The sequence below is a fragment of the Escherichia sp. KTE172 genome (assembly GCF_000408845.1).
In the GTDB taxonomy this organism is placed as follows: domain Bacteria; phylum Pseudomonadota; class Gammaproteobacteria; order Enterobacterales; family Enterobacteriaceae; genus Escherichia; species Escherichia coli.
Genome location: NZ_KE137316.1, coordinates 3154317 through 3175181, shown reverse-complemented (window position 1 = coordinate 3175181; position 20865 = coordinate 3154317). Strand labels below are relative to the sequence as shown.

Genomic DNA, 20865 nt, shown 5'->3' with positions numbered 1-20865 from the left:
CGCTTCTTCCGCAGTCTGAAAACAGAATGGGTGCCAACCGATGGCTACACAGGCAAAGACGTGGCCCGGCAGCAAATCAGCAGTTATATTCTGAATTATTACAATAGCGTCAGGCCTCACCATTATAACGGAGGGCTGACGCCGGAAGAGTCAGAGAACAGATACCATTTTTACTGTAAAACCGTGGCCAGTATTACTTGACCACTACAATAACGTGGATAAAAACGTACGGACGATGCCCCAGTTTTCAACGCAATGGCGACGGCTTCGTCAATAGATGCCTTATCTGAAGCGCTGGTTTCAATATGAATATCAAGGTTCAGACGGCGGGCTTTATCCCCAAAGGCAGAGAGTTCTTTATCGTCCATATTACCAAGAGAAAAACGCTCGCCATCCAGAACATGGATTTTGACGCCACGTAGATTATTTTCACTTGCGATATCAAGTAAATCAGCAGGCAACATTCTTTCCAGCCGCATATTTAAATGAAAGGCATAAGCATGTAAATAAAGAGGAAGAGTGTCGACACGTTGTAGAATCTTTCTTGCGTTATTTATTGTCACCATAAAACACCTACAGATTAATGATGAGGTCTACGGCCTCAAATCGCCAATATTCAATATCTATCTGGACAATATTGCCTTGCTGGTCGGCGCGATGCTTTTCAATTAAGATCGCTGGCATACCCACAGAACCGCCAAGATACTTGCTGATATCGCCCGGCATTCTGACGGGTTTGAAAATCAATTTTTTTACTACCGTCTCTTTTTGGTAGCACTTTTCCCAGACTGCAGAAAATGAGTGGTTTTCAAGTTGTTCAATAAAACCCGGAGCAACTTCAGGATTAATATATGTTTCGTGATAGAAAACTTTATGTCCTTCCAGCGCCCCCCAGCCGGTGATGCGATAGAGTTCAGTTGATGGTGTCACTGCAATCAGTGGCGCGAGCGTCTCGGGAATATCGCTGGTACGGTTTTTCTCGGTAAACCCCCAGGAAGGCTCTCGTCCTTGCTCAATTGCGGCCCGCTGAAAGCTCGCTGACAGCTCCGGACTGTAATTAAATCGCGGCTGGGTCACGAACCACCCCTTACGATCCTTACGGAAGATTTTGGATTCTGCCTCGAGGTTCAACAACGCCTGGCGCAGCGTCATACGTTTAATGCCCAGCAGTTCTCCCAGCTCTCTTTCTGAAGGGAGTTTTCCACCCGGCGTGGTGATGCCATCTTTCAACCACCGATCCAGTTTCTCTTTTGCATTTTCTACGGTGGATTGATTCTCCGCCATTGTTTAATCCTTTTGGTTTAAACCAGATGAAGCATCTTACGCTTACGCCAAAAAAGAAAGCAATTAACGGTGTATGACTTTGCAGATAATTGTGACAAAGCTCTCTATTGACGTAATCACAGACTTATAAGGGAGATACTCGCATTGGTGTGCGCTCACGACAGGTAAAAAAAAACCTGCCAGCAATGGCAGGTTTTTTATGACTGAAAAACGAAATTAATCGTCTTTCGGTGCGCGGTTGGCACGGCGACGATCGTTTTCCGTCAGGTGACGTTTACGAATACGGATAGAGGTTGGAGTCACTTCTACCAGTTCGTCATCATCGATGAACTCCAGAGCTTGTTCCAGAGTCATGCGGATAGGCGGAACCAGAACAACGGCTTCGTCAGTACCGGAAGCACGCATGTTGGTCAGTTTCTTACCGGTCAGGCAGTTTACAGTCAGGTCGTTAGAGCGGCTGTGAATACCGATAATCTGACCTTCGTAAACTTCTGCACCGTGACCGAGGAACAGCTTACCGCGATCCTGCAGACCGAACAGCGCGAACGCTACCGCTTTACCCTGACCGTTAGAGATCAGTACGCCGTTCTGACGCTGACCCACTTCACCCGGACGTACGTCGTCGTAGTGGCTGAAGGTGGAGTACAGCAGACCAGTACCGGAAGTCATGGTCATGAACTCAGAACGGAAGCCAATCAGACCACGGCTTGGGATCACGTAGTCGAGACGTACGCGGCCTTTACCGTCTGGATTCATGTTTTTCAGGTCGCCTTTACGTTCGCCCAGCGCCTGCATCACAGAACCCTGATGCTGTTCTTCAACGTCCAGCGTCACGTTTTCATACGGCTCTTGTTTACGACCGTCGATTTCACGGAAGATTACTTTCGGACGGGATACCGCCAGTTCGAAACCTTCACGACGCATGTTTTCGATAAGAACAGACAGGTGCAGTTCGCCACGACCAGAAACGCGGAACGCATCGGCGTCTTCGGTTTCTTCTACGCGCAGCGCAACGTTGTGTACCAGTTCTTTGTTCAGACGATCCAGGATCTGACGAGACGTTACGAACTTACCTTCTTTACCGCAGAACGGCGAGGTGTTAACGCAGAAGAACATAGAAACGGTCGGCTCATCAACGGAGAGTGCCGGCAGCGCTTCAACGTTTTGCGTGTCGCAAACGGTGTCAGAAATGTTCAGTTCGCCCAGGCCCGTGATCGCCACGATATCGCCAGCTTCCGCCAGATCGGTTTCAATACGTTCCAGACCGAGGTGGCCCAGCACTTTACCGACTTTCGCGTTACGGGTTTTGCCTTCGCTATCGATGATAGTGACCTGCTGGTTCGGCTTCACTTTACCGCGCTTGATGCGGCCAATGCCGATAACGCCAACATAGCTGTTGTAATCGAGCTGAGAAATCTGCATCTGGAACGGACCGTCAAGGTCAACGTCCGGCGCAGGAACGTGGTCAACAATCGCCTGATACAGCGGGGTCATGTCTTCCGCCATATCTTCGTGGTCCAGACCCGCGATACCGTTCAGCGCAGAAGCGTAAACGATCGGGAAGTCCAGCTGCTCGTCGGTCGCGTCGAGGTTAACGAACAGATCGAATACCTGATCCACAACCCAATCAGGACGCGCGCCAGGGCGGTCAACTTTGTTGATAACAACAATCGGCTTCAGGCCGTAAGCAAACGCTTTTTTGGTTACGAAGCGCGTTTGCGGCATCGGGCCGTCAAATGCGTCAACCACCAGCAGCACTGAGTCTACCATGGACATTACACGTTCAACTTCACCACCGAAGTCGGCGTGCCCCGGGGTATCAACGATGTTGATACGGTAATCATTCCATTTGATAGCGGTGTTTTTCGCGAGGATGGTAATCCCACGCTCTTTCTCCAAATCGTTGGAGTCCATCACGCGCTCTTGGGTTTCGGCACGAGAGTCGAACGTACCGGATTGTTGGAGCAGCTTGTCTACCAGGGTGGTTTTACCATGGTCTACGTGCGCGATGATGGCGATATTACGCAATTTTTCGATCACAACTTTGCCTCAGGCATTAGAAATAGCGCGTTATTGTACACGGATTAATCGCACTACAAAACAGGATCACAAACATCCTCCGCAAACAAGTATTGCAGAGTCCCTTTGTGATCGCTTTCACGGAGCATAAAAAGGGTTATCCAAAGGTCATTGCACCAATATGGTGCTTAATGTTTCCATTGAAGCACCATATTGGTGCAACATTCATATCATGGTGCAGCCCTTTTGCACGATGTTAAGCATGATAACGCCTTTTAGGGGCAATTTAAAAGTTGGCACAGATTTCGCTTTATCTTTTTTACGGCGACACGGCCAAAATAATTGCAGATTTCGTTACCACGACGACCATGACCAATCCAGGAGAGTTAAAGTATGTCCGCTGAACACGTACTGACGATGCTGAACGAGCACGAAGTGAAGTTTGTTGATTTGCGCTTCACCGATACCAAAGGTAAAGAACAGCACGTCACTATCCCTGCTCATCAGGTGAATGCTGAATTCTTCGAAGAAGGCAAAATGTTTGACGGCTCCTCGATTGGCGGCTGGAAAGGCATTAACGAATCCGACATGGTGCTGATGCCAGACGCGTCCACCGCAGTGATTGACCCGTTCTTCGCCGATTCTACCCTGATTATCCGTTGCGACATCCTTGAACCTGGCACCCTGCAAGGCTATGACCGTGACCCGCGCTCTATTGCGAAGCGCGCCGAAGATTACCTGCGTTCCACTGGCATTGCCGACACCGTACTGTTCGGGCCAGAACCTGAATTCTTCCTGTTCGATGACATCCGTTTCGGATCTTCTATCTCCGGTTCCCACGTTGCTATCGACGATATCGAAGGCGCATGGAACTCCTCCACCCAATACGAAGGTGGTAACAAAGGTCACCGTCCGGCAGTGAAAGGCGGTTACTTCCCGGTTCCGCCGGTAGACTCTGCTCAGGATATTCGTTCTGAAATGTGTCTGGTGATGGAACAGATGGGTCTGGTGGTTGAAGCCCATCACCACGAAGTAGCGACTGCTGGTCAGAACGAAGTGGCTACCCGCTTCAATACCATGACCAAAAAAGCTGACGAAATTCAGATCTACAAATATGTTGTGCACAACGTAGCGCACCGCTTCGGTAAAACCGCGACCTTTATGCCAAAACCGATGTTCGGTGATAACGGCTCCGGTATGCACTGCCACATGTCTCTGTCTAAAAACGGCGTTAACCTGTTCGCAGGCGACAAATACGCAGGTCTGTCTGAGCAGGCGCTGTACTACATTGGCGGCGTAATCAAACACGCTAAAGCGATTAACGCCCTGGCAAACCCGACCACCAACTCTTATAAGCGTCTGGTCCCGGGCTACGAAGCACCGGTAATGCTGGCTTACTCTGCACGCAACCGTTCTGCGTCTATCCGTATTCCGGTGGTTTCTTCTCCGAAAGCACGTCGTATCGAAGTACGTTTCCCGGATCCGGCGGCTAACCCGTACCTGTGCTTTGCTGCCCTGCTGATGGCCGGTCTTGATGGTATCAAGAACAAGATCCATCCGGGCGAAGCCATGGACAAAAACCTGTATGACCTGCCGCCAGAAGAAGCGAAAGAGATCCCACAAGTTGCAGGCTCTCTGGAAGAAGCACTGAACGAACTGGATCTGGACCGCGAGTTCCTGAAAGCCGGTGGCGTGTTCACTGATGAAGCGATCGATGCGTACATCGCTCTGCGTCGCGAAGAAGATGACCGCGTGCGTATGACTCCGCATCCGGTAGAGTTTGAGCTGTACTACAGCGTCTAATAGTTGAAGTTGTACTACCCGGCGCAACAACGCCGGGATTTAGTTGCCGTGGAAACTTTCAGCCCATCTCTGCATGGGCTTTTTTCTCCGTCAATTCTCTGATGCTTCGCGCTTTTTATCCGTAAAAAGCTATAATGCACTAAAATGGTGCAACCTGTTCAGGAGACTGCTTTATGGCAACAGGCACGCAGCCCGATGCTGGGCAGATCCTCAACTCGCTGATTAACAGTATTTTGTTAATCGATGACAACCTGGCGATCCATTACGCCAACCCCGCCGCGCAACAACTGCTCGCCCAAAGCTCCCGCAAATTGTTTGGTACACCGTTACCGGAACTGTTGAGCTACTTCTCATTAAATATCGAGCTGATGCAAGAAAGTCTGGAGGCGGGGCAAGGTTTTACCGATAACGAAGTGACGCTGGTCATCGACGGGCGCTCGCATATCCTTTCTGTGACGGCCCAGCGTATGCCGGACGGCATGATCCTGCTGGAGATGGCACCGATGGATAACCAGCGCCGCTTAAGTCAGGAACAGCTACAGCACGCCCAGCAGGTTGCTGCCCGTGATTTAGTGCGCGGCCTGGCACATGAGATTAAAAATCCGCTTGGCGGTTTACGTGGCGCGGCGCAGCTGCTCAGCAAAGCATTACCTGACCCGTCACTACTCGAATATACCAAAGTTATTATCGAACAGGCGGACCGGCTGCGAAATCTGGTCGACCGTCTGTTGGGACCGCAACTGCCCGGTACGCGCGTTACCGAAAGTATTCATAAAGTGGCTGAACGCGTGGTGACGCTGGTGTCGATGGAACTGCCGGACAACGTGCGGTTGATTCGTGATTACGACCCCAGCCTGCCGGAACTGGCGCACGACCCGGATCAAATTGAGCAAGTGCTCCTGAATATTGTGCGCAATGCGCTACAGGCGCTGGGGCCAGAGGGTGGTGAAATCATTCTGCGTACCCGCACAGCTTTCCAACTGACCTTACACGGCGAGCGTTATCGGCTGGCGGCGCGAATTGATGTGGAAGATAACGGGCCAGGTATTCCGCCTCATTTGCAGGATACGCTGTTTTACCCGATGGTCAGCGGCCGCGAAGGTGGCACCGGGCTTGGCTTATCCATCGCCCGTAATTTGATTGATCAGCATTCAGGCAAAATTGAATTTACCAGTTGGCCAGGTCATACCGAGTTCTCGGTTTACCTGCCTATCAGGAAATAAAGGTGACGTTTATGCAACGAGGGATAGTCTGGGTAGTCGATGACGATAGTTCCATCCGTTGGGTGCTTGAACGTGCGCTCGCTGGAGCGGGTTTAACCTGTACGACATTTGAGAACGGCGCGGAGGTACTGGAGGCGCTGGCGAGCAAAACGCCGGATGTGCTGCTTTCAGATATCCGTATGCCGGGAATGGACGGGCTGGCGCTGCTCAAGCAGATTAAACAGCGCCATCCGATGCTTCCGGTCATCATTATGACCGCACATTCCGATCTGGATGCTGCCGTCAGCGCCTATCAACAAGGGGCGTTTGATTATCTGCCCAAACCGTTTGATATCGACGAAGCCGTCGCGCTGGTTGAGCGCGCCATCAGTCATTACCAGGAACAGCAGCAGCCGCGTAATGTTCAGCTTAACGGCCCAACGACCGATATCATCGGCGAAGCGCCAGCCATGCAGGACGTGTTCCGTATTATCGGTCGGCTTTCGCGTTCTTCTATTAGCGTGCTGATTAACGGCGAATCCGGCACCGGTAAAGAACTGGTCGCTCATGCCCTGCATCGCCACAGTCCGCGAGCCAAAGCGCCATTTATCGCGCTGAATATGGCGGCTATCCCGAAGGATTTGATCGAATCAGAACTGTTTGGTCACGAGAAAGGCGCGTTTACTGGCGCGAACACCATTCGTCAGGGGCGTTTTGAACAGGCCGATGGCGGCACGTTATTTCTCGACGAAATTGGTGATATGCCGCTGGATGTGCAGACGCGTTTGCTGCGCGTGCTGGCAGACGGTCAGTTTTATCGCGTTGGCGGCTATGCGCCGGTGAAAGTGGATGTGCGGATTATCGCTGCCACTCACCAGAATCTTGAACAGCGGGTGCAGGAAGGTAAGTTCCGTGAGGATCTGTTCCACCGCCTGAACGTCATCCGCGTTCATCTGCCGCCACTGCGTGAGCGTCGGGAAGATATTCCCCGTCTGGCACGTCATTTTTTACAGGTTGCCGCGCGCGAGCTGGGCGTAGAAGCGAAGTTGCTGCATCCGGAAACCGAAGCCGCGCTGACGCGTCTGGCATGGCCGGGTAACGTACGCCAGCTGGAAAACACCTGTCGCTGGCTAACGGTGATGGCTGCCGGACAGGAAGTGTTGATTCAGGATTTGCCCAGCGAACTGTTTGAGTCAACGGTTGCGGAGAGTACTTCGCATATGCAACCGGACAGTTGGGCGACGCTGTTAGCGCAGTGGGCAGACAGGGCGCTGCGTTCCGGTCATCAAAATCTGCTTTCCGAAGCGCAGCCTGAGCTGGAGCGGACTTTACTGACAACCGCATTGCGACATACGCAGGGGCATAAACAGGAAGCGGCGCGGCTACTCGGCTGGGGCCGCAACACTCTGACGCGTAAGTTAAAAGAGCTGGGGATGGAGTGATTCACGGCTTGTGTGTAAAGATTGATTATTGAGCGCAAATTGCTGGTATTTTGCGCTTTACTGTTCCGATAAGTTCAGTATGATCTTGCCCGGAAAACGGGGAGAGTCGTTATGCTGGAATCAATAATTAATCTGGTATCGAGTGGCGCAGTTGACAGCCACACACCGCAAACTGCCGTTGCTGCCGTGCTGTGTGCCGCAATGATTGGGCTGTTTAGTTGAGTTTCAGATTGCTGATGAAGTGCTCTTTGTTCATGCCGGATGCGGCGTGAACGCCTTATCCGGCCTACAAAAGCAATATTTTCAACAGGTTTTGTAGGCCTGATAAGCGTAGCGCATCAGGCAATCTTGTTCTCAGCACATTGATGGCGCTTTCGTTTTCTACTTTGTAAACGAAGCGCCATTCACTATTTAAATCACCCGAGAGAACTGCTGCATCCGCGCTTTCTGGCGCAGATAGGTATCAAAGCACATGCAAATGTTGCGGATAAGCAGGCGACCTTTCGCCGTCACCTGAATCCCCTTCTCATCCACATCCACCAGCCCATCTTTTGCTAACGGGGCGAGCAGCTTGAGATCTTCGGCAAAGTAATCAGGGAAGTGCAAATCCCACTGTTGCTCAATGGGGGCGAAATCCAGACGGAAGTTGCAGATGAGCGACTTAATCACATCGCGGCGAATACAGTCATCACGCGTTAGCGCAATACCACGCCACAGCGCATTGCCTTGTTCATCCACTTGCTGATAGTACTGCTTCAACTCTTTCTGGTTCTGCGCGTAGCAGTCGCCAATCATGCTGATGGCGGAAACGCCCATCCCCAGCAGATCGGTATCGCCCTGAGTGGTGTAGCCCTGGAAGTTACGATGCAGCACGCCTTCACGCTGGGCCACCGCCAGCTCGTCATCCGGGCGAGCAAAGTGATCCATACCGATAAACTGATAGCCCGATTGCGTCAGGAAGGCGATGGTTTCCTGCAGGATATCGAGTTTTTGCTGCGGACTCGGCAAGTCAGCATCTTTGATTTTGCGCTGAGCAGCAAAAATGGTCGGCAGATGCGCGTAGTTGAAGACACTCAGACGATCGGGGTTCAGCTCCGCCACGCGTTTCAGGGTAAAGGCGAAACTCTCCGGCGTCTGTTTCGGCAGGCCGTAAATCAGGTCGATGTTGGTGGAGGTAAAACCAATCTCACGCGCATGGTTAAGCAGTGCAAAGATGAACTCTTCATCCTGCTCGCGGTTAACCAGACGTTGCACTTCTTTGTTGAAGTCCTGCACGCCCATGCTCAGGCGATTAAAGCCCTCGGCGCGTAAATGATCGAGTACATCCAGTTCGATTTCACGCGGATCGACTTCGATCGAAATCTCCGCATCGGCATTGAACTGGAAGTTTTCGCGCAGCAGCTTCATCAGACGGCTGATTTGCGCTTTGTTCAGATACGTCGGCGTACCACCGCCCCAGTGCAATTGGCTGACGTGACGCCCGGCGAACAGCGGTGCACGATGGACGATTTCTTGCTCCAGCGCGTCCAGATACTGATCGGCCTTGTGCTGCTGGCGAGTAACAATCTTATTGCAACCGCAGAAGTAACAAAGCTTATGGCAGAACGGAATATGTACGTAGAGAGATAATGGACGCTCAGGATAGCGCGCCACGGCTTGTAAAAACGCCTGTTCGCCGAAGTCTTCTGAAAACTCCAGCGCGGTCGGGTACGAGGTGTATCGTGGCCCGGAATAGTTATATTTCTGGATCAGGGCCAGATCCCAGTCGATTTGCTGTACAGACATGCTCACTCCTTCCGATGGCGTCTCTGGCGGCTACGGCGTACCGGCGGATGCCCGTTTCGGGTCATCAGCCGGTTGCGCAGCCACTTTTGTCGCCGCGACAACCGCTGTAGTTTAACGAATAACCACACCAGATAACATATAACCGGAAGGGTTATCAGCAGAACGGGAAGGCCCACGGCGGCAATCCGTTAGTTGCCCCGCAGCAGACGCATCATGTCTTCTTGCTTCTCGTCTTCTTCCTCTTCTTCGTCATCGTCATAAGAGAGGCCGAGTTTCTGCATCAACTCATCAATACGATCCAGTTTGGCATCCACCCAGGATTGCTCTTCGGCACTCAGGGTTTCGCCTGCTTCCAGACGTTCCAGCAGCGCATCCAGACGCTCATCCGTTTCCAGTAATTCCAACTCCGCCTGCGGTGAAAGCATAGGTTTCTCACTCTTCGGTTTGTGCTGTTTGGTGACTTTTTCAGTCACGCCCAATGGAATAGGGGTTTTACTGCCAATACGTGGATCTTTCGGTGCGTTCTGGCCTTTGCTGCCTGACGTGGTGTTACCGCCCGCTGCGCGGCTGCCCGGCGCATGACCACGACGTTTTTTCTGACGCTTACGGTCACGAGCTTCCTGATCCAGCTCCTCGCGTGTTTTTCGACGCGCTTTTGCATGACCTTTGCTGCGTGAGTTTGAAGATGATGGTTTCATAATGGTTCGTCTTTTAGCCGTTTTATTCAGTATAGATTTGCGGCGGAATCTAACAGAAAGCAAGCAAAGAAAAAAGGCGACAGATTACTCTGTCGCCTTTTTTCCTGACTCATAACCCTTAACGGGTCTTACAATCCTTGCAGGCCGCCAACACACCCTGTTTTTCCATTAGCCGGAACAATCCGTGTTGATTCCATTTCCGTTTAATTACGTCTCCGGACGTTTGTCTTCCTGACAATCCTCTGTCTTCGCCTCCTGGCGCTCCTGACCCTCATCCTGAGTCATTGTTCCTGTTAGCGTCCTCGCTCTATGGGTGCTACTTTACGCCTTTGCTTTAAACAAACAATCAACCGCCATCAGTATTTGCACATTTTCAGAGTTTTATATAAAAGCAATTAACTGATTTATATAGCTTATTTGACATGCATCGCAGAATTTTCTCTGCTATTTCGCATAAAGACTATCGGCAATGTCTCACAAAGCGTATGGCTTTTACTTACAACGCTCACGCCGAAAAATCCGCCTTTTATTATGGTTCAGGTATAATCGCCGCAAAGCTTTGACTGACGGAGACGACCGCTTTGACTAATTTGAATTATCAACAGACGCATTTTGTGATGAGTGCGCCTGATATTCGCCACTTACCTTCCGATACCGGAATTGAAGTGGCTTTTGCAGGCCGTTCCAACGCAGGTAAATCCAGCGCGCTGAACACGCTGACTAACCAGAAAAGCCTGGCGCGGACCTCAAAAACCCCAGGGCGCACCCAGCTTATCAACCTGTTTGAAGTGGCTGACGGCAAGCGTCTGGTTGACTTGCCCGGCTATGGCTACGCGGAAGTCCCGGAAGAGATGAAGCGCAAATGGCAGCGCGCGCTCGGCGAATACCTCGAAAAACGTCAGAGCCTGCAAGGTCTGGTGGTGCTAATGGATATTCGCCATCCGCTGAAAGATTTGGATCAGCAGATGATTGAGTGGGCGGTAGACAGCAATATCGCCGTGCTGGTGCTGCTGACCAAAGCGGACAAACTGGCAAGCGGCGCACGTAAAGCGCAATTGAATATGGTGCGTGAAGCGGTGCTGGCGTTTAACGGTGATGTGCAGGTTGAAACGTTCTCTTCACTGAAGAAACAAGGCGTGGACAAGCTGCGGCAGAAACTGGATACCTGGTTTAGCGAGATGCAGCCTGTAGAAGAAACGCAGGACGGCGAATAATTTTCTTGCCTTAATGCTTGTGCCGGATGTGGCGTATCCGGCCCGTAAATTCAATAGATTACACTTCTACCGTTGGCCTGATAAACAGGGCGCATCAGGCATTACGGAGCTTTTCTTTCGCCCAATAAAAAACGCCCCAGTCATTACTGACTGGGGCGGCTAAAATATTCAGCCAAATCCGATTACGTGAAGTAAAAGGTCTGAAAGATAGAACATCTTACCTCTGTACCCTACGCGACTAACTTTACTCTTTTTTGTTCAGTTCAGAAAGCACTTTTTGTAATTTTTTTTCAGTTGTTGCATAGGAATTTCTAATAGCCATCACAAAACGTGACAGCTTATGTTGCTTACTTACGAAAAAAGGGCATGTTCAGGCGAATCTTAGTGCGCCTGATCCCAGTTTTCGCCACTCCCCACTTCCACCAGCAACGGCACATCCAGACGGGTACAGTTTTCCATCAGTTGATGAATCTGCTTCGCGACGGCATCGACATCATCTTTATGAACTTCAAATACCAGTTCATCGTGTACCTGCATGATCATACGCACACGCGGTTGCTCAGCCTGTAGCCACGCATCAACGGCAATCATCGCCCGTTTGATAATGTCGGCGGCGGTTCCCTGCATTGGCGCGTTAATGGCTGCACGTTCAGCCGCTGCACGACGAGCACCATTGCTGGATTTGATATCCGGCAGATACAGACGGCGTCCGTCCAGTGTTTCAACGTAGCCCTGCTCTTTCGCCTGAGCACGGGTGCGTTCCATATACTCCAGCACGCCAGGGTAGCGTTCGAAGTAAAGGTCCATGTACTTCTGCGCTTCTTTACGTGGAATGTTCAATTGCCGCGCCAGACCGAAAGCACTCATGCCATAAATCAGACCAAAGTTGATCGCTTTCGCGCTACGGCGTTGCTCGCTGGTGACGGTTTCCAGTGGCAAACCAAACACTTCTGCCGCCGTAGCCCGGTGGATATCTTTTCCTTCCGCGAATGCGGTCAGCAAGCCTTTGTCACGCGAGAGATGCGCCATAATGCGCAGTTCAATCTGCGAGTAGTCCGCCGAGACAATCACATAATCCTCTGGCCCAATAAACGCCTGGCGGATACGACGACCTTCTTCGTTACGCACCGGAATGTTTTGCAGGTTAGGATCGGTTGACGATAAACGTCCCGTTGCAGTTACTGCCTGGTGATAAGAGGTATGTACACGCCCGGTTTTCGGGTTGATCATCAGCGGCAGCTTGTCGGTGTAGGTCGATTTCAGCTTCGCCAGACCACGATACTCCAGAATCACTTTTGGCAACGGATAGTCCAGCGCCAGTTCTTCCAGTACCTCTTCCGACGTTGACGGCGCGCCACCCGGCGTTTTCTTCAGCGGTTTAATTCCCTGTTTTTCAAACAGAATGGTTTGCAACTGCTTGGTGGAGGAAAGGTTAAACTCCTCACCTGCAATTTCATGCGCTTTCTTTTCCAGCTCAGCCAGACGAAGAGTGAGCTCTTCAGAATGATTGTGCAGCACTTTCGGATCGATCTTCACACCGTTACGTTCAATGCGTGAAAGCACCGGCACCAGCGGCATTTCGATATTCTCGAAGACGTTCAACGGCCCTTTGTGTTTTTGCAGATCCGGCCACATTTTCAGATGCAACTGCAAGGTGACATCCGCATCTTCGGCGGCGTAACGTCCGGCCTCTTCGAGGGCAATCTGGTTAAAGGTCAGTTGATTTTTGCCTTTACCCGCAATCTCTTCAAAAGTGATGGTTTTGTGCTTCAACCAACGTTCCGCGAGGCTGTCCATATCGTGACGCCCGGCAACGCTATTGAGAATGTAGGACTCCAGCATGGTATCAAACGCAATCCCACGCAGCTCAATTCCGTAATTCGCCAGAATACCGCGGTCGTATTTCAGGTTTTGCCCGACCTTCAGCGCCTTTTCATTTTCCAGCAACGGTTTTAGCAACTCGAGTGCACGCTCGCGAGAGATTTGATCGGGCGCATCAAGATAATCATGAGCAACCGGAATATATGCCGCTACGCCTGGCTCGATAGCAAAAGAAAGCCCGACCAGGTTGGCAGAGATGTTATCGAGGCTGTCGGTTTCGGTATCAAATGCAAATACTGGCGCTTTTTCCAGCTTCGCAATCCACGCTTTCAGTGTTTCTTCATCAAGGATGGTGACGTAGTTGTCATAAGAAATCACCGTTGCCGTCACTTCTGGCGCTTCGTCTGCAACACTGGTTTCCTGCGGCCTGGCTGCGGGTTTCGCCCCTTTAGCCTGTAACCATTTGCCCGCTTCGACATCAGCAGTCCAGCGTTTGAACTCATACTTTTTGAACAGCCCCAACAACTCTTCCGCCGCCGGTTGCTGCACTTCCAGTTGTTCACAGGTCAGCTCCAGTTCAACGTCGGTTTTAATCGTCGCCAGCTGGTATGAGAGATAAGCAACTTCTTTGTTTTGCTCGAGCTTCGCTGCCATTGTTTTCGCGCCACGGAAGCTCAACCCAGCAATTTTTTCTGGCTCGGCATACAGCGTATCCAGTCCGCCAAGACCTTGCAGCAATGCCTGCGCGGTTTTTTCACCGACGCCCGGTACGCCAGGGATGTTATCAGAGGAGTCACCCATCAGCGCCAGGAAGTCGATGATCAGTTCTGGCGGCACGCCGTACTTATTCACCACCTCTTCCGGGCCGAGGATGGTATTCGTCATGGTATTGATAAGCGTAATATTTGGCGTCACCAGCTGCGCCATATCTTTATCGCCAGTGCTGATCAGCACCGGACGCCCGGCTTTTTCGGCTTCCCGCGCCAGAGTACCGATAACGTCGTCCGCTTCTACGCCAGAAACCGCCAGCAGCGGCAGTCCCATCGCTTTAACCATCGCGTGCAAGGGTTCGATTTGTGCACGCAGATCGTCCGGCATTGGCGGGCGATGTGATTTGTAATGTTCAAACAGTTCATCACGAAAGGTTTTTCCCTTGGCGTCAAAGACCACCGCTGCATGCGTCGGTTTATATTGCATGATCAGACTGCGCAGCATGTTGAGGACACCATACATCGCACCGGTCGGCTCGCCTGCGCTGTTAGTCAGCGGGGGAAACGCGTGATATGCGCGATAAAGATAAGATGAACCATCTACAAGGATAAGTGGATTTTGGGGGATCTGAACCATAATGTCCGTGCCTGTTTATCAGATTATGGGTAAAGGATGCCACAGACAGGATGAAAACATGAGTTTTTCACCGCTTTTCGTGAAAATCTTTTGTAGATCTTCTGGATCGCTCGCAAATCGTCATGTGGATAACTTTGTGCATAAATTATTTACATCGCTTTTAATTTATTATCATGCTTTTTACAGCATGATGTTTGTCTTTGTTTTTCATGAAGTTAAAAATAAGACCATCCCTAATAATTGAGATGATGGGATTTTTTCTAATGTGGATAGATATGAATTATTTTTCTCCTTAAGGATCATCCGTTATTTGGGTCGTTTTCTGCTAAAATCTGCGCCTTGCGCTTCTTTAGCGCACTGTCTATGGCTAACTTTTTGAATAAATTCATTATGACGAGAATACTCGCTGCGATAACCCTTTTGCTGAGTATCGTATTGACCATTTTGGTCACTATTTTTTGCTCCGTCCCGATCATCATTGCCGGGATTGTAAAACTATTGCTTCCTGTGCCAGTCATTTGGCGAAAGGTTTCGCGTTTTTGTGATTTTATGATGTATTGCTGGTGTGAAGGTCTGGCGGTATTACTGCATTTGAACCCACACCTGCAATGGGAAGTTCACGGGCTGGAAGGGTTAAGTAAGAAAAACTGGTATCTGCTTATTTGTAACCACCGTAGTTGGGCAGATATTGTCGTACTGTGCGTGCTGTTTCGTAAGCACATTCCGATGAATAAATATTTCCTCAAGCAGCAGCTGGCCTGGGTGCCTTTTCTTGGCCTGGCATGCTGGGCGCTGGATATGCCGTTTATGAAGCGTTATTCCCGCGCTTATTTATTACGTCATCCGGAGAGACGTGGTAAAGATGTTGAAACTACTCGGCGTTCTTGTGAAAAGTTTCGCCTGCATCCCACCACCATTGTTAATTTCGTTGAAGGCTCCCGTTTCACGCAAGAAAAACATCAGCAAACGCACTCCACTTTTCAAAACTTGTTGCCACCAAAGGCGGCAGGCATTGCGATGGCGCTAAATGTACTGGGTAAACAATTCGATAAACTGCTTAATGTTACGCTATGTTATCCGGACAATAACCGTCAGCCGTTCTTCGATATGTTAAGCGGTAAACTGACGCGAATTGTCGTACATGTGGATTTACAGCCTATTGCCGATGAGTTACATGGCGACTACATCAATGACAAAAGCTTTAAGCGCCATTTTCAGCAATGGCTGAACTCACTGTGGCAGGAAAAAGACCGACTTCTGACGTCGTTGATGTCATCACAGCGTCAGAATAAGTAAGTTTTACTCGCCTCTGAATGAGCAGAGGCGAGTGAGTATTTTAATGAACAAAACGTCCGGCACGAGACATAAATTCTTCTTCGCTCATTTCCTGTCCGTTAAAAACAACTTTACCCGGTGTATAACGCAGTTGCAGCGAGGCGGTATTGTTGTCAATCGTGATTAACTGAAACATCTGACCTAATGTCATCATCCCGCTGATTTGTTTATCAGCCCGCTTTTGCGCTTTTTCAGCATCCATTCCTTCAGATAAATTAAGCTGTTTTGCGGTTTCTGTGACGACATTAAGCGGTAACTTCACATCAAAATTGAGCGATTTAATATCTTTGTTTGTGGATGATGAGGATTTGGCTGGGTCGGCAATACTGATATCCAGATTGGCATTTAGTTCGCCGAGTGCATTCTTCCATCTTACCGGTTGTTTAATGGTCGGCTCACTTTTTTGTAATAACGGTAAATACTCTTTGAACAATGCAGCATTCACTTCTTGCAGAGCAACTTCATCGTTTGCTAACTCAGGGTGTGCAGCAAGCTGCTTCTGCATCGCAATGTTATACTGGATGATAAATTGGCGCACTGCTGAGGGATCAATAGATTCAGCAATCAATGACCACTCACCACTACCGAGTTGCTGATTCCCTTTTGTTAACTTATCAAGTTCGTAGGTCAGATTGACATTGATATAATCTTTGTCTTTAACGCGATCCAGCCTGGTTTTTGCAACGAAAGCATCGATTTGGGCAACGTCTTCCCCGTGATTGATAATGTTAATCTGATTAAATTTCGACTCGCTTTCACCAACCGGAAATTTCTTTTCTTCTAATCGCGCCAGAGAATCAATGGTAAAACTTTTTGCCGTTACTTTGTTCATTGGTGATAATTGCAGAACAATATCTTCGACTTTGCCTTCAATATCCAGGTTAGACAATGAACTACCATCACCATTAAAAGTAAACTGGCCCTCACCAAAAGAAAACTTTCCATACTCTGCAGGGGCAACATCTAATGTCGTAGAGAATGAGCCACCAAACGCGAATCGCAATGTCGCTTCCACGGGCGATTTATTTTTCGCGGCGATAAATAGCGGTTGTGTCAGTTCATTATTCACTAAGTTCACTTTTGCCGCTGCCAGTGCGGGGATGACATTACCACGCATTAACATTGTGATGGGCAACGGACCGTGCTCAACATCCACATCAAATGCAACTTTCTGGCCTGGCTTGATATTGAGATCGGGTGCACCGTTATCAAATGTTATTTGCATTTGAAAATGAGAATTAAAAAAGCCTTTGTCAAAGTTTTTATAACTTAACGTCATATCGCAGGCATGTTCACCTTTCTTTTTAGCATCGTTAAAATCTTTAATAAACTTTTCGACACCAGGCTGAATTTGCGTACCTGTGTACCATGTGCCACCACCCCAGATTACGGCTAACGCAACAATAACACCTGTAGCTGACTTACGTATCATATAAATATTCCCTGATAAAACAGCAAAACTTTGAATATCCACTTATGCTGAAATAATGTCCAGCGGCAGGATGCATTATCAGAATGTATTTATATTTATTAAATAATAAAAAAAGCCCGTGAATATTCACGGGCTTTATGTAATTTACATTGAATTATTTTTTCTCGGACAGATATTTCACCGTATCAGCATACTGCTGAACAAAAACATCCATATTGCTGGTATCCATACCCTGCGGATTCAGCTGATATTTACCGTTAACAAACATCGCCGGAACGCCACGCAATTGCACGTCAGCTGCAGCTTTTTCCTGCTGAGCGACCAGGGATTTCACCACGAAGCTGTTCCACGCCGCGTCGTACTCTTCACCTTTAATACCTGCGTTGATAAATACATCGCGGATATCAGATGCTGAACGAATGGTCTGGGTTTTCTGTACGCCTTCAAACAGCGGAACAGTGACTTTGTCTTCCACGCCCAGTGCCATCGCCACTGCCCATGCCTGAGTCAGATCTTTGCCCAGGTCACCACCCATGAAGTTGACGTGGTATTTAGTCATCTTCACGCCTTCCGGCAGTTTTTTCTTCACGTTATCAGAAATATGCAGAACTTCTTCAAACTGATAGCAGTGCGGGCAGAAGAAAGAGAAAAACTCCAGCACTTGCGGCGCGCCAGCAACTGGTTTTTCCAGGGTAGTGTACTGTTTACCATCTTCATACTGCGCCGCCGATGCGCTAAACGCTAAAACTAAACCAGCCAGCGCCAGCCAAATCTTTTTCATGATCTACTCTCTCCGATTAATACATAGGTGTTAATTGCAAAGGGGGTTCTTGTAGAACTTTTGCCTGTTCTATAAAAGTCGCCGTCTGTCGCAGCCAGTAATCTTCCCCGGTTAACCACGGGAAATTTTTCGGGAACGCGGGATCAGCCCAACGCCGCATCAGCCAGGCAAGATAATAAACCAAACGCATGGCGCGTAAAGGTTCAATCAGTCCGATTTCAGCGGTGTCGAACTCGCTAAATTCTTCATAAGCTTCAATAATAGTTTCCAGTTGCATCCGCTGCTCGGCTTTATCGCCATTGAGCAACATCCACAAATCCTGAACGGCTGGACCATTACGTGCATCATCCAGATCAACAAACATTGGACCATCGCGCCAGAGGATATTACCGGCGTGGCAGTCTCCATGTAGCCGCAGAACGGTGAAATCTTCCCGCCAGTGTGCTGTAACGGCGGCGATCAGCTCATCTGTCGCTTTCAGGAATGCCGCTTTCAACCCGGAAGGTATCAGTGTAGCGTCCTCAAACAGCTTGCGAGGCTCAATGAGATATTCATTCAGACCGATGGTCGGGCGATGGATAAAAAGCTGTTTGCGCCCCGTCTGATGCATACGCCCTAAATAACGCCCAACCGCTTCCATCTGATCGATATTATCAGCTTCGAACTGGCGACCACCGACGCTTGGAAAAACAGCGAAATAAAATCCCTGATGATTCAATAAAGTCTGACCGTTAAAGGCCACAGGCGCTGCGACCGGAACTTCATCGTTAACCAGCTGCAACGCAAATTGATGTTCTTCGAGGATTTGATCGGCTGTCCAACGTTCAGGGCGATAAAATTTGACGACAAAACGTCGACGATCTTCGTCCTGAAATTGATAGACACGGTTTTCATAGCTGTTAAGCGGGGTAAGACCGGAATCCACCCGGATCCCTTGCTCAAATAGAGCATCCATGATGGTATCCGGGTGTAGTGTCTGGAAAGTAAAAGCGCTGTTGTTCATCCCATCATCCGGAAAACATTACGAATGATGAAGGATATCATTTCACGATGATTTTGGTGGCGCCGCTTACAAGCTTTTACTCTTTAATTACGCCGCGAGCGCGTAACAGCGCCGTTTTGAAATCTTCTTCATAATCTTTCTGCAAACCCGGGATCACCGCATCTTTCGCGGAATCACGCATTTTCAGATGATAGATCAGAATGTCATCCGTCAAATCCGCCAGTTCGCCGTCAAAACCTGACTCTTTCGCCAGTTTCTGCAAAAATTGCAGCAGGTTAAGGTCTGGCTCTTTTTGCCAGGCTGGCTGGAGGAGTTCAATAACTTCATTCAGACGTTTACATTTCATAGTAATGCTCCTTACTCTTGAGACAGACACGTTAGCAGGGTCAATCCCACAATAAAAGAGGCGATATCGGTGAATCTGATGACGACGATAACAGGCGTTGTGCTGGCGGGCGGTAAAGCCAGACGAATGGGCGGCGTAGATAAAGGATTGCTTGAATTAAACGGCAAACCGCTGTGGCAACATGTCGCTGACGCGCTTATGACGCAGCTCTCGCACGTCGTGGTTAATGCCAATCGTCATCAGGAAATCTATCAGGCAAGCGGTCTGAAAGTGATTGAAGATTCACTTGCGGATTACCCAGGCCCTCTGGCAGGAATGCTTTCAGTAATGCAGCAGGAAACGGGGGAGTGGTTTTTGTTTTGTCCGTGCGATACGCCTTACATTCCCCCTGATTTAGCAGCCCGGCTTAATCATCAGCGCAAAGAGGCACCTGTCGTGTGGGTCCACGACGGTGAACGCGATCACCCGACTATTGCTCTGGTAAACCGCGCAATTGAGCCTTTATTACTGGAATATCTGCAAGCAGGAGAACGCCGGGTAATGGCATTTATGCGTCTGGCTGGCGGTCATGCGGTTGATTTCAGCGATAATAAAGATGCATTTATTAACGTGAATACGCCAGAGGAGCTTGCCCGATGGCAGGAAAAACGATGATACCGTTACTCGCCTTTGCCGCGTGGAGCGGCACTGGAAAAACTACGCTGCTGAAAAAACTGATCCCGGCATTATGCGCCAGAGGGATCCGTCCAGGGCTGATTAAGCATACGCACCATGATATGGATGTTGATAAACCGGGCAAAGATAGCTATGAGCTGCGCAAGGCTGGCGCGGCACAAACCATCGTTGCCAGCCAGCAGCGATGGGCCTTGATGACGGAAACACCAGACGAAGAAGAGCTGGATCTACATTTTCTCGCAAGTCGAATGGATACCTCAAAGCTGGATTTGATTCTGGTCGAAGGGTTTAAGCATGAAGAGATCGCAAAGATTGTGCTTTTTCGCGATGGAGCCGGACATCGACCGGAAGAATTAGTGATAGACAGACATGTTATTGCTGTAGCCAGTGATGTGTCACTTAATCTTGATGTCGCGTTACTGGATATTAATGATGTTGGGGGGCTGGCTGATTTTGTGGTGGAGTGGATGCAAAATCAGGACGGATAAGCAAGAGTAGGCTGGATCAGACGCAGCCAGCGTCGCATCCGGCCTTCTTCTGCTCCAGCGCAAAAAGGCCATCCTGACGGATGGCCTTCTGCTTAATTTGATGCCTGGCAGTTCCCTACTCTCGCATGGGGAGACCCCACACTACCATCGGCGCTACGGCGTTTCACTTCTGAGTTCGGCATGGGGTCAG

The 20865-nt window shown here is 49.7% G+C and carries 18 protein-coding genes and 2 pseudogenes; 9 read left to right on the top strand and 11 right to left on the bottom strand.

What is annotated here, in order from left to right:
* On the top strand, positions 1 to 201 hold a 201-nt coding region (locus tag G434_RS29915), incomplete at its 5' end, for an IS3 family transposase (protein WP_001544771.1).
* 8 nt (positions 202 to 209) lie between these two features.
* On the opposite strand, the pseudogene G434_RS08910 reads toward G434_RS29915, so the two are convergent.
* From G434_RS08910 to typA, 3 genes and pseudogenes are all read right to left on the bottom strand, one after another.
* Positions 210 to 566, bottom strand: a pseudogene (locus G434_RS08910) (hypothetical protein); the annotation flags it as partial.
* Between the two features lie 7 nt (positions 567 to 573).
* Positions 574 to 1284, bottom strand: a complete 711-nt coding sequence (locus G434_RS08915; RefSeq protein WP_000829799.1) for a GntR family transcriptional regulator — start codon at positions 1282 to 1284, stop codon at positions 574 to 576.
* A 216-nt stretch (positions 1285 to 1500) separates the two neighbouring features.
* Positions 1501 to 3324, bottom strand: a complete 1824-nt coding sequence (gene typA, locus G434_RS08920) for a ribosome-dependent GTPase TypA (protein ID WP_000570668.1) — start codon at positions 3322 to 3324, stop codon at positions 1501 to 1503.
* A 372-nt stretch (positions 3325 to 3696) separates the two neighbouring features.
* Between typA and glnA the strand changes: the two genes are divergently transcribed.
* The 4 genes from glnA to G434_RS08940 all read left to right on the top strand — a co-directional run bounded on the left by glnA (position 3697) and on the right by G434_RS08940 (position 7972).
* Positions 3697 to 5106: a glutamate--ammonia ligase gene (gene glnA / locus G434_RS08925; protein WP_001271717.1), complete on the top strand. Its 1410-nt coding sequence runs from the start codon at positions 3697 to 3699 to the stop codon at positions 5104 to 5106.
* A gap of 173 nt (positions 5107 to 5279) precedes the next feature.
* Positions 5280 to 6329: a nitrogen regulation protein NR(II) gene (glnL, locus tag G434_RS08930; protein ID WP_000190577.1), complete on the top strand. Its 1050-nt coding sequence runs from the start codon at positions 5280 to 5282 to the stop codon at positions 6327 to 6329.
* Between the two features lie 11 nt (positions 6330 to 6340).
* Positions 6341 to 7750, top strand: coding sequence for a nitrogen regulation protein NR(I) (gene glnG / locus G434_RS08935; protein WP_001309874.1), 1410 nt, complete (start codon positions 6341 to 6343; stop codon positions 7748 to 7750).
* 111 nt (positions 7751 to 7861) lie between these two features.
* Positions 7862 to 7972: a YshB family small membrane protein gene (locus tag G434_RS08940; protein WP_000893994.1), complete on the top strand. Its 111-nt coding sequence runs from the start codon at positions 7862 to 7864 to the stop codon at positions 7970 to 7972.
* A gap of 189 nt (positions 7973 to 8161) precedes the next feature.
* Here the strand turns inward: G434_RS08940 and hemN are convergent, their stop codons facing one another.
* The 3 genes and pseudogenes from hemN to G434_RS30770 form a co-directional block, all read right to left on the bottom strand.
* A complete protein-coding gene (hemN, locus tag G434_RS08945; RefSeq protein WP_000116087.1) occupies positions 8162 to 9535 on the bottom strand; it encodes an oxygen-independent coproporphyrinogen III oxidase in 1374 nt (457 codons plus the stop codon).
* A 188-nt stretch (positions 9536 to 9723) separates the two neighbouring features.
* Positions 9724 to 10233 carry a Der GTPase-activating protein YihI gene (yihI, locus tag G434_RS08950; RefSeq protein WP_001295266.1) on the bottom strand — a complete coding sequence of 170 codons (510 nt, stop codon included), beginning with the start codon at positions 10231 to 10233 and terminating at the stop codon, positions 9724 to 9726.
* A 118-nt stretch (positions 10234 to 10351) separates the two neighbouring features.
* A pseudogene (locus G434_RS30770) lies at positions 10352 to 10518 on the bottom strand (hypothetical protein).
* Between the two features lie 296 nt (positions 10519 to 10814).
* On the opposite strand from G434_RS30770, the gene yihA reads away from it, so the two are divergent.
* On the top strand, positions 10815 to 11447 hold the full coding sequence (gene yihA, locus G434_RS08955; RefSeq protein ID WP_000183349.1) for a ribosome biogenesis GTP-binding protein YihA/YsxC: 633 nt from the start codon (positions 10815 to 10817) through the stop codon (positions 11445 to 11447).
* 381 nt (positions 11448 to 11828) lie between these two features.
* Here yihA and polA read toward each other — a convergent pair whose 3' ends face one another.
* On the bottom strand, positions 11829 to 14615 hold the full coding sequence (gene polA, locus G434_RS08960; RefSeq protein WP_000250024.1) for a DNA polymerase I: 2787 nt from the start codon (positions 14613 to 14615) through the stop codon (positions 11829 to 11831).
* 363 nt (positions 14616 to 14978) lie between these two features.
* Here polA and G434_RS08970 point away from each other — a divergent pair, with 363 nt between their 5' ends.
* The gene (locus tag G434_RS08970; RefSeq protein ID WP_001306659.1) at positions 14979 to 15911 is read left to right on the top strand and encodes an acyltransferase; all 933 of its coding nucleotides are present in this window, start codon (positions 14979 to 14981) and stop codon (positions 15909 to 15911) included.
* A 40-nt stretch (positions 15912 to 15951) separates the two neighbouring features.
* Here G434_RS08970 and G434_RS08975 read toward each other — a convergent pair whose 3' ends face one another.
* The 4 genes from G434_RS08975 to G434_RS08990 form a co-directional block, all read right to left on the bottom strand.
* Entirely contained in the window at positions 15952 to 17382 is a 1431-nt protein-coding gene (locus G434_RS08975) for a YdgA family protein (RefSeq protein WP_001309873.1), read from the bottom strand.
* A 154-nt stretch (positions 17383 to 17536) separates the two neighbouring features.
* Entirely contained in the window at positions 17537 to 18163 is a 627-nt protein-coding gene (dsbA, locus tag G434_RS08980; protein WP_000725337.1) for a thiol:disulfide interchange protein DsbA, read from the bottom strand.
* 16 nt (positions 18164 to 18179) lie between these two features.
* A complete protein-coding gene (gene srkA, locus G434_RS08985) occupies positions 18180 to 19166 on the bottom strand; it encodes a stress response kinase SrkA (protein ID WP_001065519.1) in 987 nt (328 codons plus the stop codon).
* Positions 19167 to 19242: 76 nt separating this feature from the next.
* Entirely contained in the window at positions 19243 to 19512 is a 270-nt protein-coding gene (locus G434_RS08990) for a YihD family protein (RefSeq protein ID WP_001295263.1), read from the bottom strand.
* Positions 19513 to 19581: 69 nt separating this feature from the next.
* Between G434_RS08990 and mobA the strand changes: the two genes are divergently transcribed.
* On the top strand, positions 19582 to 20166 hold the full coding sequence (gene mobA, locus G434_RS08995) for a molybdenum cofactor guanylyltransferase MobA (RefSeq protein WP_001052184.1): 585 nt from the start codon (positions 19582 to 19584) through the stop codon (positions 20164 to 20166).
* Complete coding sequence (gene mobB, locus G434_RS09000) at positions 20148 to 20675, top strand: molybdopterin-guanine dinucleotide biosynthesis protein MobB (protein WP_000907617.1); 528 nt, start codon at positions 20148 to 20150, stop codon at positions 20673 to 20675. The genes mobA and mobB overlap by 19 nt, the downstream gene beginning before the upstream one ends.
* The last annotated feature ends 190 nt before the right edge of the window (positions 20676 to 20865 follow it).